Genomic DNA, 15,082 nt, shown 5'->3' with positions numbered 1-15,082 from the left:
CTGGGAGGAGGATCAGCTGATCGGATCGAGAACGGTGGGCCAGGCCTCCTTGTTGGTCTTGATGGCTTCGAGGAGCTTCTCCTCGCCGGTGCGCCGGGCGATCTTCTTCCATTCCGCTTCGGTATCGGCCATCGCCTGCTCGGCGGTCTTGGCCTTGGTAAGCGCTGCGACGAGGTTCTCGTCCAGCGCATTGTGGAAGGCGGTGGCGCCGGGATAGTTGATGGTCGGCACGGTGCGGGCGACCGTCTCGCGCACCACGTCCATGTGGTAGGCGTGGTAGGTCTGGCGGACCAGCGGATCGGAGAAATCCGACAGCCGGAACGGATCGAAATAGCCGCCCGGATTGGCGGTCATCCAGGCATAGATGCGGCTCGATCCCAGCCACTGCAGGAAGAGATAACAGGCCTCCGGGTTCTTGGCCTGCGAGGAGACCGAGGCCGACAGGTTGAGCCACAGCACCGAGCGGCTGATCAGCTTGCCATCGATCTCGCGGCCGGGTGGCAGCATCGAGCCGATCTTGCCGGTGACAGCTGAATCCTTGTTGCCGGCATTGTCGAGGAATTTCGGCAGGTTGGAGAAGGCGCAGGTCATGGCGGCGCCGCCCTTGGCGAAATTGCCATACTGCTCCGGCCAGCCCCAGGAGATCGCATCCGGCGAATGATGGGCCAGCGATGCGATATACTCGTTGGTCGCCGCAATACCTTGCTCCGAGTTGATCAGCGGCTTGCCGGTATCGTCGAACAGGAACTGGTTGGGCGAAGCCATCGAGACATAGCGCTGATACCAGTTGGTGTAGCCCCAGCCCTGGTTGCGCAGATCGGTTGACCCGAACAGGCCCTTGTCCGGGCGCTGGAAGAAGGCCGCGATCTCGTCATGCTGTTTCCAGGTCTTCGGCGGCGCCAGCTCGTAGCCGTGCTTGTCGGAGAAGGCTTTCTTCTCGGTTGCGTCGCCGAACAGATCGGTGCGGTAAACCCAGGTCTGGAAATCGCCGTCCAGTGACACGCCATAGTCGAGCCGCGATACTGGTTGAGCAGCGAGACGCCCTTGGCGCCGTTGACGTAGCCGCGTTCGGGATCGTCCCATTCCGGCTTGTACTGGGCGACGAAGTCGTCGAGCTTCAGGATGCCGCCGGTTTCGGCGAGGTCGCCTAGGCGGTTCCATTCGACCGCGTAGATGTCATAGGCCCCACCCTTGGTGGAAATGTCCTGCATCGTCTTGGTGAATTCCTGGCCGTTCGGAACGCCGACGATCTCGAGCGGAATGCCGGTTTCCTTTTCCCACAGGTCCTTGATCGAAGGCGCGCCGGCGGGAAATGGCTGCGTCAACTGGCCGATCGAACCGTCGGACAGGCCGAGCACGATCTTGGCCGGCGCCTTGCCGGCGCCCTTCATCGCCTTGGCCGCCTCGATGGCGCGGCCTTCCGGCGTATCGGGACCATATTGATAACGCTCAGAACCATCGAAGCCCGTCGGGCCGCCGATCATGCCCGGCGCGAGCGCATCGGCCGCATAGGCGCGGCTGGGACGAATGAATTTCGGCGCGATACCTGCTGCGGCACCAAGCACAGCCGCCTTTCCACCGGACGCCAGCAAGCGGCGCCGCGACATGCGGATCATATCAGACATTGGAAATCCTCCCTCGGGGCCTTGTTCCTCCACGGCCCTCATGATGGATATTGACGGCACCGCGGGAACGCTGTCAACATCATAAATAATCAAAACACGTCATAACATCGCAATCGAGGGAGAAAATGCAGTCCAACGAGGTCATCACACGGCACCCGCTGCTTGAATCTGAGGGGACCACGCGCCGGGGCAACCCTTTTCGGCCCGGTTCAGTGATTTGGTGTAGCGCGCCGGCTTGCGCATCGGCCAAGGCCGGATACATCATTTCCCATCAGAATCGCGGATGGCGATGAAGCCATCGTCCGGCATCCATCCGTAAAGCGCATTTGATGCGTTCCTAGTGCACTAGCAGTGAGGTGATCGACTGTGCGGTCCACCCTGACAGACGTAGCCCGGGAAGCCGGCGTTTCAGCCGCCACGGTCGACCGTGTGCTCAACAACCGCGCCGGGGTCAGGGCGCGCACCCGCGAGGTCGTGCTCGAAACGGCGCAGCGGCTTGGCTACATCGCAGAGAATTCGAACAGCTCGCCCCCGCGCAACGCACTGCCCGGCGATGTCATAAGGCTCGACTTCGCGCTGCCCGCCGGCACCAATTCCTTTATCAAGATGCTGCACCGGCATATCGAGGCGCAGGCACAGTCGCGGCCTGATCTCGACGTGCGTGTCGCCACCATTGAAGGCTTCAATCCGGACAGGCTTGCTCGCCTGCTGCAGGAATTGCACGGCCAAACGCAAGGCGTCGGCGTCATCGCGCTCGACCATCCGACGGTGCGCGAGGCGATCCGCTCGCTGTCGGCCAGCGGCGTCAAGGTCGTCACCATCGCGTCCGACATCCTGCATGTGCCCAGGGTTGCCTATATCGGCATCGACAATCGCGCCGCGGGCCGGCTCGCCGGCTATCTGCTCAACCGCTTCATGGGCGCCGGGCATCCGGGCAAGGTTGCGCTGTTCGCCGGATCGCTCTCCTATCGCGGCCATGAGGAACGCGAGATGGGATTCCGCCACATCCTGACGGAGGAATCGCCCAATCTGCAGATCGTCGAGATGCGCGAGATGCTCGACGATCGGGAAAAGGCCTATTCCGAGGCCTCCGCTTTGCTCGATCGACATCCGGATCTGGCGGCGATCTACAATGTCGGCGCCGGCAACACCGGCATCGCCCGCGCGCTTAAGGAGCGAGGGCGCGCGCTGTCTACGGTGTTCCTTGGCCATGAGGTGACGGAAGGCACGAAGGACCTTTTGCTCGACGGCACGCTCGATGCGGTCATCGACCAGAATCCCCGCGTCGAGGCGCGCGAAGCGCTCAACGCGTTGACCCATGCGGTCAGGGGCTTGCCTTACGAGTTGCATCAGCCGAGGCTGCAGGTGATTTTCAGGGAGAGCATCCCGGAGATCTGAACGGAGCTCCGGGATGTCCGGCTGCGCCGGTCGGCGTGCAAGCCCCGAACGCTACGAGCGTCCTACTGGACGGCGACGACTTCGGTATAGGCGCCGTCGACAAAGCTCTTGTCGACCCATTTGCCGTAGTCGACCGATCCCTTCAAAAGCCCCGCGCCGGCCATGAACTTTTCCTCGCCCTTGAGCGCCGCGATCGCATCGTCGGTCAGCCTGGGATCCTGGTGGAACACACCATCGGCGTAGGTCTTGCGCACGGATATCTCCGACGACTTGGTCGCTTCGACGAAGGTCTTGATCGTTTCGTCGGGATGGGCGTCGGCCCAGCGCGAAATCTCGATGTCGACCTTCAGCAGCCGCTTCACGAGATCGGGATATTTCGCAGCGAAGGTGCCGTTGACGGAGATAACGTTCGGCACGTTCCATTCCGGATGCGTGCTGGTGTCGTAGAGCACGCGGGCCTCGCCGGTGTCGACCAGCTTGGCAGCCGTCGAATCGGTCTCGACGATGGCGTCGATGTCGCCGCGCAGCAATGCCGGGCCGGATGCCTCGAAGGGCAGGTTCAGTCCCTCGACATCGGCCGTCGTCAGGCCGACGCTGTTCAGCGCCTTGCTGAAATTCGAATGCCGCACCGTGCCGGTAAGATAGGCGACCTTCTTGCCTTTCAGGTCCTGCAGCGTCTTCAGCGGCGAGTCGGTCTTGACGACGATGTAGGAACCACCGGACTTCACATAGCTCGACAGGCCGATCAGCTTGACGTCGGCGCCGGAGGCCGCGACGCGCAGTGCCGGGTTGTTGCCGGTATAGGTGAACTCGATCGCCCCGGTCGCCAGCGCGGTCGTTGCCTCGGAACCGCCGTTGAAGGTCACCAGTTCGACCTTGATGCCGTCCTTGGCGAATTCCTTCTCCCACCAGCCGTCCTGCTGCGCGAGGATGAATTTGAGGTGCCCCGGCGCGGTGCTGCCGACACGGATGACATCGGGCTTGTCCTGCGCAAAGCCAGGGGCGACAAAGACAGGGACGCCGCCGAGCCCGACGACCACGGCAATGGTGCCTTGCAAGAGCAACCTGCGAACTGCGTCGAACGGTATGCTGGACATCTGAAACCCCTTCCTGATTGGGATGAATGGCCTGATTGGGATGAAGGCTGGCTTAAATGAGAGAGGTCTCGGACTGGCCCTTCCACGCGGTTGCCCAGCGCTCGAACCAGACGAGCAGGTAGTTGACGACAAGGCCGATCACGGTGAGCGTCAGGATGCCGGCATACATGTCGGCCGTTTCCATCATCAGTTGCGAGTTCTGGATGAGGAAGCCAACGCCGGATTTGGCGGCCAGCATCTCGGCGCCGATTACCGCGAACAGCGAGGATTTCACGCCGAGCCGCGCGCCGGCGACGATCGACGGGATGCTGGCGGGCAGGATGATTTTGCGGAACAGATCGAAGTCGGATGTCCCCATGGAGTGCGCCGCCTTGATCAGCAACGGATCGACAGATTTGACGCCGCTGATCGTGTTGACGAGGAGGAAGAACACCGAGGAGTAGAAGGTGATCGCCACTTTCGATTCCTCGCCGATGCCGAGCAGCAGGATGAACACCGGCAGCAGAGCGAATTGCGAGGTGTTGCGCAGCGTCTGCACCAAAAGGTCGGAGACCTTCTCGAACAGCGAGTAGCGCCCCATCAGCAGGCCGAGCGGGATGGCCACGATCACGCCCAGCGCAAAGCCGATGGCCGCGCGCTGCAGGCTGATACCGATATGCTCGACCAGCACGCCGGAGGCGAGCAACTCCCACCATGCGACCAGCACCTCGCTCAGCGGCGGGAAGAAGATGCGGTTCAGCCAGTCAAGCCGCGGCGCGAGGTGAGGAAGAACAGGCCGAGCAGCGGCAGACCGTAGATGAAGGTGCCGAAGCTGGCTCCTCGCCTGCTGCGCTTTGCGCGCGGCGCGGCAGCACGGGCCTTGATTGCCGGGACCCCTGGCGGCGGCCACCGCCTCACCGGCTCCGGCAAACGGATGAAAGCCGCCAGCGGGGCCAAACTTTTCGGTCAGATAGGCCATGCCAAAACTCCTCAGTGGCTGAACGCCGGCGACAGCGTCCAGTCTTTCTGCGCCTTGTTGACTTCGTCGCGCAGTACGTCCCAGACGCAAGCGCGGTGATTGTTGAAGGCTGCGCTGGCGCGGATGTCGCCGTCGCGCGGTCGCGGCAGGTCGATGTCGATGATCTCCTTCACCGTGCCCGGACGCGCGGTCATCACCACCACCCGGTCAGCAAGGAAAATCGCCTCGTCGATCGAATGGGTGACGAAGATCACCGTCGTCTTGATCTTGCCCCAGATCCTCAGCAGCTCGCCTTGCAGGATTTCGCGCGTCTGCTGGTCGAGCGCGGCGAAGGGCTCGTCCATCAACAGCACTTCCGGGTTGCTGGCCAGTGCGCGCGCGATCGCCACACGCTGCTGCATGCCGCCGGAAAGCTGGTTCGGTCCTCGAAACCGGCGAGGCCGAACAGCGACAGAAGATGGCGGGCCGTGGCGGTGCGCTCGGATTTGGCGACACCGCGCACTTCCAGCGCATATTCGATATTGGCCAGCGCCGTGCGCCAGGGAAACAGCGCGTATTGCTGGAAGACATATCCGGTCTTGGGGTCGGGCCTGGTGATCCGCCTGCCATCGAGCTGGACGGCGCCGCTGGTCGCCTGCGTCAACCCGCCGATGATGTCGAGCAACACCGACTTACCCGACCCGCTCGGCCCAACCAGCGTGATGAACTCGCCCTTGCGGATGGCGAGGTCGACGCCGTCGAGCACGGTGACGCGATCGGTCGCCTCGCCGCCGACGGTGATGAACTGTCCCGGTTTGAGCTGGAAGGTCTTCTTGATGTCGCTAACGACGATGCGGTCCATGCCTGTCTCCGATCGCTTTATTGCGCCACGCGGATGCGGTGCGTCGGGTCGAATTGTGAGCCGCCGGCCTTGCCGCGCTTCCAGCCGAGCGCGCGGGCATAGCCGCCGAACAGATGACGCGCCTCGACTTCCGCCTCACTGATGCCGGTCGGCCCTTCGGCGGTCTCGGCCACATAGAGCGCGTCGGTCGGGCAGTAGATCTCGCAGAGGAAGCAGGTCTGGCAGTCCTCCTGGCGGGCGATCACCGGCGCGCCGTCCTTGGTCGCGTCGAAGACGTTGGCCGGGCACACCTTGACGCAGATGTCGCATTCGACGCAGCGCGTGGCCGAAACGATCTCGATCATGACGCTAGCTCCGCCAGCCGTTCGGGCGCTCCGGAAATGCGAAAGTCATCGACGCCAGTGAGCACCAGCCGATGCGCCAGGGTCGGGCTCTTGCCCGGCAGATCGGTGCGGCGATGCATGCCGCGGCTCTCACTGCGATGAAGCGCGGCAGCGACCGACCAGCGACCGGCAGCAGCAATCGACGCGGCCTCGCGTGTACGGATCCGTTCCACCCCCTCGCCTTGCAGATGGTCGCGTACATCGCGCCAGACGCTCTCCAGCCGCTCTCCGCTTTTTTCCAAGCCAGCGCCGCTGCGGAAGAAATTCTTGTCCAATGGCACGACTTCTGCGCGCACAGTCTCGATGATCTCGCGTGCCGCGATGTCGGCACGCGGCGATGCCGCCGGGCGCAGGCCGGCCTGACCGAGCGGCCGCACTTCATTGCGGAACGCCTTGCCGCCGCGGCGCCTGGCATGGGTCGAGGCGCCCTTGCCCGCCCACCAGCCGCTGGCCAGCGCCCAGGACGAATTGACGGCGCCACCGCCCGAAACTGCACCGGTCATGATCTCGCGGCTGGCGGCGTCGCCGGCGACGTAGAGGCCGGGCACGCCGGTGCCGCAGTCGTCGGAGACGATGTCAATGCCGCCAGTGCCGCGCACCGTGCCTTCGGCACGCAGTGAGACGCGGAACAGATCGGCGAAGGGATCGATGCCGGCGCGGTCATAGGGCACGAAGCAATTTGGTTGTCCTTGGCGCAGCCAGCCCTGCAGCGCGGGTTCGGCCTGGTCGAGCCGCGCATAGACCGGCCCCTCGATCAGCGCGCGCGCCACTTCCTCCTCGCGCTCGCCAATGCCGTTGCGCAATGGCTCACCGGTCGGGCCGAGGATCGCGGATCCATCCTCACGGTGGAATGACGCCCAGCGGAACGGCAGGCCCTTGTTTAGCGAGGAGCCATGGGGTGCCAGTGTGTACTTGCCGGTGAACTCCATGCCCGACAGGCTGGCGCCGGCTTCTGCCGCCATCAGATAGCCATCGCCGGTGAGACCAGTCGAGCCGAGAATGCGCTCACGAAAAGCGCAGCCACCGGTCGCCAGCACAACGGCCTTGGCGTCGACACGCCAGTCGCGCTCGATCTGGCGACCGATCCCGGCTGCACCCACGATCGCGTCGCCGTCCGACAGGAGTTCGAGCGCCGGGTGATGGTCCAGCACGGTGACGCCAGCCAGCAGCACCCTGCGACGCATGAAGCGCATGTAATCCGGCCCGCGCAGATTGGCGATGTAGAGCCGTCCGTCATCCTCGCTCGGAAACGGATAGCCCCATTCGGAAAGTTGCAGGAGATTGCGGTACGCGGTGTCGACGCAGCGCAGCATCCAGCGCTGGTCGGCGAGTTCGCCGGTGCGCTGCCAGCGCCGCTCGACCACCGCGTGCCTGTTGTCGCCCGGCGGAACGCACCAGGTGCCGGTGTTCGACGGCGCGGTGGCGCCGCTGGTGCCGAGATAACCCTTGTCGGCCAGCACCACGGTGGCGCCGCTTTCGGCTGCGGCCACCGCCGCCCAGGCGGCTGACGGGCCACCGCCCAGCACCAGCACGTCGGCGGTGAGATGCAGCCTTTCGGGAGCGGATCTGGCGGCTGTGGCAGTCTTCGGCATGATCACTCACGAAAAGGCAATTGGCGGAGGGCAGGAGCAGCTATCAGGCCGCCTTGGAGAACCACACCGGTTCGTTGCCGGTGCTCCACTTGATGTTGCAACCGATCGACGGCACCTGCTCGGCGGCAGGCGTTCCGCCTTCCAGCACAGTGTCGACAGCGGCGCGCAGATCAGCACCCGTCACCGGCCTGCCGTTGCCCGGCCGCGCATCGTCGAACTGACCATGGTAGGCGAGCCGCCGGTCGGCACCGAATAAGAAGAAATCAGGCGTGCAGGCTGCGCCATAGGCTTTCGCCGTCTGCTGTGACGCGTCCTTGAGATAGAGGAAGTCATAGCCGAACTTTTGCGCCTCCTCGCCAATCCTGGCCAGCGTCTCCTCGGGATGCGCCTTATGATCGTTGGCGTTGATCGCCACCACCTGAAGGCCCTGGTCTGCGTAGTCCCTGGCGAAGGCGGCGAGCGCCTCGCGGATCAGCACGACGAACGGGCAACGGTTGGAGATGAAGGCGACGAGCAGCGCCGGCTTGGCATCGAAGTCGGCCAGTCGGTGCAGCACGCCATCGGCATCCGGTAGAATGAAATCCGCGGCTTTGGTGCCGAGATCGATAGGGTTGGATTCGGTTTTCGGCATCGAGGTTCTCCCTTTGGGCGTTCAGCATTGCGGCATCCTCGCTCAGTCAGCCGTGAAGGCGAACGCCCGGTCATCCAAATACATTTAGTCTATGAACTTAGTAGAATTATAGGCTGCTAAGCGCGTTTATCGTCAAGCGCGGGGGAGAGAATATCGTGCCAATGTTTGGGCCCCACCCGGCAACTTTGTTCGGCCGACAAGCGCTCCGGAGAAAAACGGCGCGATGGAGCGCGCAAGAGGCAATGGTGACTGCCTGGCAACGACCCGACGATCGCAGCGGTCAACCTTGGGCGACGACGCCCATGAGCCGATTGGCTTCAGCACCCTGGTGTGCTGAGATCGGGGTGTGCTGACATTGGGGTGTGCTGAGATTCAGGCCAGACGGCTGAACATCAACACGCTAGTCCGCGCCCGCCTCCGGATAAAGTGCCTGCGCCAGGTCGCGGATCGTATCGGCGGTGCGCGGGCCGAAACCGATCATATAGGCGCCGTCCAGTACGATCAGCGCCTTCGTCTCCGCCGCTGGCGTGGCGCTCAGTGCGCGCGTTCCGAACACCTGCTCGGCGGTAGGCCCGCCCTTGCCGTCGCTCATCATCAGGATCACATCGGGCGCCATTTCGATCAGCTTTTCCTCCGACGCTGCCCTGTAGCCCTGCACCACGGCCATCGGATTGATGCCGCCCGCGTAGTGGATGATCGCGTCGGCCGCGGTGCCTGCGCCGGCAGCACTTAGCCGCACGAGACCGTGGAAGAACACCACCTTCTTGCGGCGCTCGGGTGCAATTTTCGCGGCGAGATCGGTGGCTGACCGGAAGGCGTCGAGCACATTCCTTGAAACCTCCCTGCCCTTGTCCTCGAGGCGAAGCGCGGCGGCGATCAGCGTGATCTTCCGCTCGATCCCTTGCGGGCTGTTGTCTTCCGGCACGAAGACGACTGGTATCGCCAACGACTTCAGCACCTCGATGGCCTCCGGGGGCCCGCTGTCCTCGGCCGCCAGGATCAGATCGGGGCGAAGCGCGACCAACCCTTCCACCGAGAGCTGGCGTCTGTAGCCGACATTGGGCTTTTGCGCGACGGAGGCGGGATACTTGCTGCCGCGATCGACGGCGATGATCCGCTCGCCGGCGCCCAGCGCGTGGACGATCTCGGTAACGTCGGAACCGAGCGTCAGGATTCTGGTTCCCGGACCGGTCGCGATCGTCCGCCCCAGCGCGTCGACCACCATCTCGGCGGCCAGCGCCTTGAACCCACAAGACGGCGCAAGAACAGACAGCGCCAGCAGGAGGACGGCGACCACCCTGCCCGGTTGAAACCGGCGCATCTGCCTGCGCCCGCTATGACTGCCGACCATGCCGTTTCGCTCCTGCGCTTGAGAGTCATCGATGATGGTCGTGGCCTATAAAATTAAAGTTGACTAATGTCATCATGTTTTAATAAGTAGCCCCTGCCCGACCCGCCGGTCGAGGCTTCTCCATCATGCCAGCCAGGGCCGACGGCCGCCGCCAGCAATCTTTGCTTTTTCACGGGGCGGCATCGCATGAGACTGACAAGCAACAAGACCTTGATGGCCAGCACAGCGCTCGCCTTCGCGTTTGGCCTCTGTGCCGCGCCGCCCGCCGCCGCGCAGCAGGAGCAGAAGCGAGGCGCCGCCGCCAAGGCCGACCGGCCGGCCAAGGCCTCCCAGCAGGCTAAAACCGGCCAGAACGAGCCGACCGTGCTCGACCTGATCACAATATCGGCGACGATGATCAAGACGGCGGTCATCGAATCGATGGCCGCCATCAGTGCCATCGATCAGGAAGATCTCGACCGCATCCAGCCTGACACCGCCGCCGACATCTTCCGCACCACGCCCGGTGTCGCCGCCTCGATGAATGGCGACGATCCGGCGACCGCCATCAACATTCGCGGATTGGAGCAGTATGGCCGCGTGGTGGTGACGCTCGACGGCGCCCGCCAGGATTACTGGCGTGTCGGCCACGGTTCCGGCTCGTTCTATGTCGAGCCCGACCTGGTCAAGGAAGCCACCGTCATTCGCGGCCCGGTGTCCAACGCCTATGGTTCGGGCGGCATTGGCGGCGTCGTCTCCTTCGAGACCAAGGACGCCGGCGACTTCCTCAAGCAGGAGGAGCGCTGGGCGCTGAGCGAAAAGCTCGGCTATGAGGACAATGGCGACGGCTTCACCACCAGCACCACCGGCGCCTACCGCTTCAGCGACGATGCCGACATCATCGGCAACCTCATCTACCGCGACCGCGACAGCTATACTGACGGCAATGGCGACACGGTGCCGTGGACCGGCGAAAGCATTACCAGCGGCTATATGAAGGCGACGCTGCGCCCCGCCGACGGCCACGAACTCAAGCTCGGCGCGATCCTGCAGCGCTTCAACGACCAGATCACGGGATCGAGCGGTTCGACCTCGCCGACGCTGAGCCGTTACGACACCAACACGACCAACCAGACCTACACGGCCGCCTATACCTGGAAGCCTGACGACAACGAGCTGATCGACTTCAGCGCCAATGCCTACCACAACCGCACGCGCGCTGAGCAGACGCAGGTCTGGCCGGTGTCGGCGATCGGCAATTTCCGCTACTACGACGTCGCCACGTCAGGCTTCAACGTGAAGAACTCCTCGCGCTTCGACGCGAGGGAGATGGCCCACACCCTCACCTACGGGCTCGATTATTACTATCTTGAGGCCTCGTCGGAAGCCGCGCATTTCGGCGCCGGCGAACAGCAGGGTTATGGCGGCTTCCTGCAATGGCAGGGCGACTACAGCGACTGGCTGCAGATGATCGCCGCCATCCGCTATGACGGCTACCAGCTCGACGGTGAAACAAAAACCCTGCCGCCGGAGGAAGCCTCGATGTCGGGCGACCGCTGGTCGCCGCGCCTCACCGTCGGCGTGACCCCGCTCGAAGGCCTCCAGCTTTACGGCACCTATTCCGAAGGCTACCGGGCGCCGGGCCTACAGGACGTCTATCGCGGCGGCGGCGCGCATGGCGGTGGCGACAGCTACGTGCCCAACCTGCTTCTCCAGCCCGAAACGGCGAAGAACTGGGAAACCGGCGTCAATCTGAAGTATGACGATGTGCTGACTGCTGGCGACCGGGTGCGCGCCAAGGTCAATGTCTTCCACACCGATATCGAGGACTATATCGACGTCGACCTGACCGTCCTGCCACGCACGGCGATCAACATCGGCGATGCGCGGCTCAAGGGCATCGAAGCCGAGATCGTCTACGACTATGACTGGGGCTTCGTGAACCTTGCCGGTGCGCTGATCGACGCCAAGATCGTCAGCGGCGTCTACTCCGGCCAGGCGCTGAACAACACGCCGCTCGACCGGTTCGCTGCCACCATCGGCTTCCGCATGCTGGAAGACCAGCTCACCGTCGGCGCGCAATATATCAGCGTCGGCGAGATCACGCGCACCAGCCGTACCAATCCGAATGCCACGCCGGTCGTCAATGACGGCTTCGAGCTGGTCAATGTCTTCGCCAACTGGCGCGTCAACGACCACGCCAAGCTCGATTTCGGCGTCGATAACATCTTCAACACCGCCTACACCGACCCGCAAAGCGCCTGGTCGACATCGGCGGCAACGGAACAGGGCAAGGGCCGCACCTTCAAGGTGGCGCTCACAGGCAGGATCGGAGGGTGAGCGTGACGGAAGCTTCAGTGAGCGGACTGGCCTGCGAAGCGCGTTTGAACCTGCGCAACCTGCCGCTTTACATCGACCGTATCAGCGATAGGCTGCAAAGCTTCGAGGCCGATGCCACGCAAGAGGGGCAGCGGCTCGATTTCCGCTTCGCCTTCGGCGGCGCCTCCTTCGACATGGAGCGGCTGGTGATGCGGGCCAATGCCGCCGATCGCGACGGTCTCGCCCGCATCAAGGACCTGCTGGCCACTGCAGTCGAGGTCTATGCCAGGGAAGAAAACCCCGAGATCGTCTGGACCGGCGATCTCGCCGGGGAAACCCGCCTCGCCCAGTTTCGCGAGATGACCGTCACCCATGTCGGCGATCTCACACCGCATATGCGCCGCATCCGCTTCGCCGGCGAGGATCTCTCTCGCTTCGTCAAATTCGGCGGCATGCACATCCGCATGTTGTTTCCGACCAGGGAGGCCCCCAATCCGCTTTGGCCTGTGCTCGGCAGCAATGGCCTGCCGGCCTGGCCTTCGGATGACAGGCGTCCGGTGGCGCGCGTCTACACCATCCGCGCGCTCGACGTGGCGAACGGCGTCATCGACGTGGACTTCCTTGTCCATCCCGGCGAGAGCGTCGGCGCCGCCTGGGCCATACAAGCGGCATCCGGCATGAAGGTCGGCATCATCGGTCCGGTCGGCCGCCCGGTGCGGCAGGCATCATGGTATCTGATGGGTGCCGACGAAACCGGCCTGCCGGCGCTGGCGCGGATGCTGGAGACTTTGCCCGCCGAGACAAGCGGCATGGCTTTCATCGAGGTCGCCGACGAGGCTGAAAGGCAACCCATAGACAACGCCACCGGCATCGAGATGCACTGGTTTTTGAGAAACGGCGTGCCGGCGGGCGAAGACCAGCGGCTCGCCGATGCCGTCCGCGCGGTGGCGTGGCCACAAAACGATTCGGCCTTCGGCTGGTTCGCCGCCGAAGCGGCCGCGGCGAAAATCGTTCGCGAGCACTGGCGCGGCACGCTGGGGCTCGGCCGCGACCATACGCTGGCTGCGGCCTATTGGCGGCGTGACGTAGCAGGACTGATGGCGGGTTAGATCCTGATGATCGCCCGGGCATCCTCTCCGAGGCCGATCGCGACCCTGTCGCCGGAGACAATGCCGGATATATCGCAGACAACCAGCGGCATGCTGATATCGTAGAGGAACTCTGCGACGATCGCGCCGACAGCAAGGATCGGATCCGGCCGCTCCAGGAGGATACCGGCCGGCGCGGTGCCCCTGCGGATCGCCTCGGCCAGAACCGAGGACGAGGACGACGAGCCTCGCCCGCTCGGCATCACCAAGATCTTGCCGGCGACGTTTTCGCCAAAGCCAGGATGCGAATGGTCGATGATATCGCCCGTTTCGGAGTCGATGCCGCCCCAGAAGCTGAGCGCTTGCAAAAACACCAGTGCCGAGCCTTGTGCCGAGCCGGCCAGCTGGAAAATGCCGGTGCGTTCGATAGGCGTCGTCATGACACGCTCCGCACGACATGGCCCACGGCCGCCGAACGGATGCAATCCCTCATGTCGGCGAAGGCGACGGACACGCCGATGTTGCCAGGCGCGTAATGCGCCCATTTGCCGGAATTGGTCATCACCACGCCGTCGAGGCGCTCGAGGATGGCGGTGACATAGGTGCAGGTGTCGGCGACCGGAATCAGGCCGAACGCCTCCATGCCGGCCAGTGCGCCCTCGTCCTGCAATCGTGTCAGCGTGGCACGTCCGGTATTGACGTAGATGGGGACGCCCCTGCCCGGCGCGATATGGCGCAGCATCGGCAGCAGGCGCATCCACTCGTCGTGAGAAAAATGCGGTGTGCCCAGCGAGACGGCTACAAGCGGCGCGCCATCGGGGACACTCGACAGCTTGGCCAGTGCATGGTTGATGTCGGCGCGAGAGATCCGGATCGTCTCGTCCGGCGCCATGCCGTGAAACGCCTCGTCGAGCGTCTTTGCTTCCGGCGTGATGCCGACCGCATGGAACAGCGCCACGGCGCCCGTCGTTGCCGCCGCCGCGCCCAGCGCCTTCAACTGGTCCTCGTCGCGCGGCTGCGGCAGGCCTGATATCACCGGAACGCAGTCGCCACTCGCCTGCCCGACGATCAGTCCGACGCCGACGAATAGGGCGTCGGTCGGCTCGAAAGCAGCGTCAGTCAGCTCGAACAGGATCCGGCCACGCCGGTTCTCGCTCAGATGCAACCCCCAGGCCGGCGCGCGCCCGGTCATGGCGCAGCACAGGTCGATGAAATCACCATAGCGGTTGGTCCGCGCCCCGATCACCGAATTGGCAAAGACTATGGCGTTGGACTCGCCCCAGGCAATCTGCTCGCCGAAAGCCGGCCGGAACCGCGTCTGATAGGGTGCGCAGGTGAAGGTCGCCTGGCAGCCGAGCTCGATATGCGCCTTCATCAACCGCCGCGCCGGCACTTCTTCCGCGGCCGGCATCTTCACCATGCCGGGATGGATGAGATCGAACGAGCCGACGTTCAGCGTTGTCGGCACAAGGACGCGACCGCCGCCCCCGACCAGCCTCTCGACGAAATCGAGGCCGGCCTTGCCGTGATAGAGGCAGCCATCGATATGGGCGCCGGCAATGTCCAGCAGCTTGCGCGCCCCGACCGCATTGGAAAACGCGACCAGAATCTTCATGGCGGCAGCAGCGGCCGGGCCGTGCGCGCCTTGCAGCATCGATTGGTCGCCCGCATTCAGTTCAAGCGTCATCGGGTATTCCGCTTCCCGCACTATGCCCGATCATGCTCTCCCCGATTGCGGGCCGGCTGGCAAGTCCAACGGCCTGATCTAGCTGTGAGCCTTCAGGAGGTTGTCCATTCGGCCCCGACCGAGAAAGCTGAGG

General features: G+C 64.2%; 11 protein-coding genes and 3 pseudogenes. 3 read left to right on the top strand and 11 right to left on the bottom strand.

The annotated features are described in order from the left end of the window. Positions 1-12: 12 nt before the first annotated feature. The gene (locus E5X88_RS29810; RefSeq protein ID WP_292167549.1) at positions 13-1,002 is read right to left on the bottom strand and encodes an extracellular solute-binding protein; all 990 of its coding nucleotides are present in this window, start codon (positions 1,000-1,002) and stop codon (positions 13-15) included. A gap of 110 nt (positions 1,003-1,112) precedes the next feature. Further along, a pseudogene (locus tag E5X88_RS29805) lies at positions 1,113-1,391 on the bottom strand (sugar ABC transporter substrate-binding protein); the annotation flags it as partial. A gap of 600 nt (positions 1,392-1,991) precedes the next feature. Between E5X88_RS29805 and E5X88_RS29800 the strand changes: the two are divergent. Further along, a complete protein-coding gene (locus E5X88_RS29800) occupies positions 1,992-3,023 on the top strand; it encodes a LacI family DNA-binding transcriptional regulator (protein WP_292167547.1) in 1,032 nt (343 codons plus the stop codon). A 62-nt stretch (positions 3,024-3,085) separates the two neighbouring features. On the opposite strand, the gene E5X88_RS29795 is transcribed toward E5X88_RS29800, so the two are convergent. From E5X88_RS29795 to E5X88_RS29760, 7 genes and pseudogenes are all read right to left on the bottom strand, one after another. After that, positions 3,086-4,120, bottom strand: coding sequence for an aliphatic sulfonate ABC transporter substrate-binding protein (locus tag E5X88_RS29795; protein WP_292167545.1), 1,035 nt, complete (start codon positions 4,118-4,120; stop codon positions 3,086-3,088). A gap of 52 nt (positions 4,121-4,172) precedes the next feature. Next, positions 4,173-5,078, bottom strand: a pseudogene (locus tag E5X88_RS29790) (ABC transporter permease). An 11-nt stretch (positions 5,079-5,089) separates the two neighbouring features. After that, positions 5,090-5,919: pseudogene (locus E5X88_RS33770) on the bottom strand (ABC transporter ATP-binding protein). A gap of 17 nt (positions 5,920-5,936) precedes the next feature. Further along, a complete protein-coding gene (locus E5X88_RS29775; protein WP_292167541.1) occupies positions 5,937-6,263 on the bottom strand; it encodes a ferredoxin family protein in 327 nt (108 codons plus the stop codon). Further along, on the bottom strand, positions 6,260-7,894 hold the full coding sequence (locus tag E5X88_RS29770) for an FAD-binding protein (RefSeq protein WP_292167538.1): 1,635 nt from the start codon (positions 7,892-7,894) through the stop codon (positions 6,260-6,262). Before E5X88_RS29770 ends, E5X88_RS29775 begins: the two co-directional genes overlap by 4 nt. A 43-nt stretch (positions 7,895-7,937) precedes the next feature. Further along, a complete protein-coding gene (locus E5X88_RS29765; RefSeq protein WP_292167535.1) occupies positions 7,938-8,525 on the bottom strand; it encodes a thioredoxin family protein in 588 nt (195 codons plus the stop codon). Between the two features lie 400 nt (positions 8,526-8,925). After that, positions 8,926-9,876, bottom strand: coding sequence for an ABC transporter substrate-binding protein (locus E5X88_RS29760; RefSeq protein ID WP_292167534.1), 951 nt, complete (start codon positions 9,874-9,876; stop codon positions 8,926-8,928). Between the two features lie 186 nt (positions 9,877-10,062). On the opposite strand from E5X88_RS29760, the gene E5X88_RS29755 reads away from it, so the two are divergent. Together E5X88_RS29755 and E5X88_RS29750 are read left to right on the top strand one after the other, a co-directional pair. After that, positions 10,063-12,195, top strand: coding sequence for a TonB-dependent hemoglobin/transferrin/lactoferrin family receptor (locus tag E5X88_RS29755; RefSeq protein ID WP_292167533.1), 2,133 nt, complete (start codon positions 10,063-10,065; stop codon positions 12,193-12,195). Between the two features lie 2 nt (positions 12,196-12,197). After that, positions 12,198-13,283 (top strand): siderophore-interacting protein, encoded by a 1,086-nt coding sequence (locus E5X88_RS29750; protein WP_292167531.1) that lies wholly within the window; start codon positions 12,198-12,200, stop codon positions 13,281-13,283. On the opposite strand, the gene E5X88_RS29745 is transcribed toward E5X88_RS29750, so the two are convergent. Both E5X88_RS29745 and E5X88_RS29740 read right to left on the bottom strand, forming a co-directional pair. Beyond that, a complete protein-coding gene (locus E5X88_RS29745) occupies positions 13,280-13,702 on the bottom strand; it encodes a DUF126 domain-containing protein (protein ID WP_292167529.1) in 423 nt (140 codons plus the stop codon). The genes E5X88_RS29750 and E5X88_RS29745 overlap by 4 nt on opposite strands. After that, the gene (locus E5X88_RS29740) at positions 13,699-14,949 is read right to left on the bottom strand and encodes an aconitase X (RefSeq protein WP_292167527.1); all 1,251 of its coding nucleotides are present in this window, start codon (positions 14,947-14,949) and stop codon (positions 13,699-13,701) included. Before E5X88_RS29740 ends, E5X88_RS29745 begins: the two co-directional genes overlap by 4 nt. Positions 14,950-15,082 lie beyond the last annotated feature (133 nt).

It is taken from the genome of Mesorhizobium sp. (assembly GCF_004962245.1).
Classification (GTDB): Bacteria; Pseudomonadota; Alphaproteobacteria; order Rhizobiales; family Rhizobiaceae; genus Mesorhizobium.
Note: the sequence above shows the minus strand (reverse complement) of the source record. Positions and strands in the feature narration are given on the sequence as shown.

Coding starts and splice junctions, on each gene's coding strand:
- E5X88_RS29740 (WP_292167527.1), bottom strand. CDS start 14,949: ATGACGCTTGAACTGAATGCGGGCGACCAATCGATGCTGCAAGGCGCG.
- E5X88_RS29755 (WP_292167533.1), top strand. CDS start 10,063: ATGAGACTGACAAGCAACAAGACCTTGATGGCCAGCACAGCGCTCGCC.
- E5X88_RS29765 (WP_292167535.1), bottom strand. CDS start 8,525: ATGCCGAAAACCGAATCCAACCCTATCGATCTCGGCACCAAAGCCGCG.
- E5X88_RS29775 (WP_292167541.1), bottom strand. CDS start 6,263: ATGATCGAGATCGTTTCGGCCACGCGCTGCGTCGAATGCGACATCTGC.
- E5X88_RS29770 (WP_292167538.1), bottom strand. CDS start 7,894: ATGCCGAAGACTGCCACAGCCGCCAGATCCGCTCCCGAAAGGCTGCAT.
- E5X88_RS29745 (WP_292167529.1), bottom strand. CDS start 13,702: ATGACGACGCCTATCGAACGCACCGGCATTTTCCAGCTGGCCGGCTCG.
- E5X88_RS29795 (WP_292167545.1), bottom strand. CDS start 4,120: ATGTCCAGCATACCGTTCGACGCAGTTCGCAGGTTGCTCTTGCAAGGC.
- E5X88_RS29760 (WP_292167534.1), bottom strand. CDS start 9,876: ATGGTCGGCAGTCATAGCGGGCGCAGGCAGATGCGCCGGTTTCAACCG.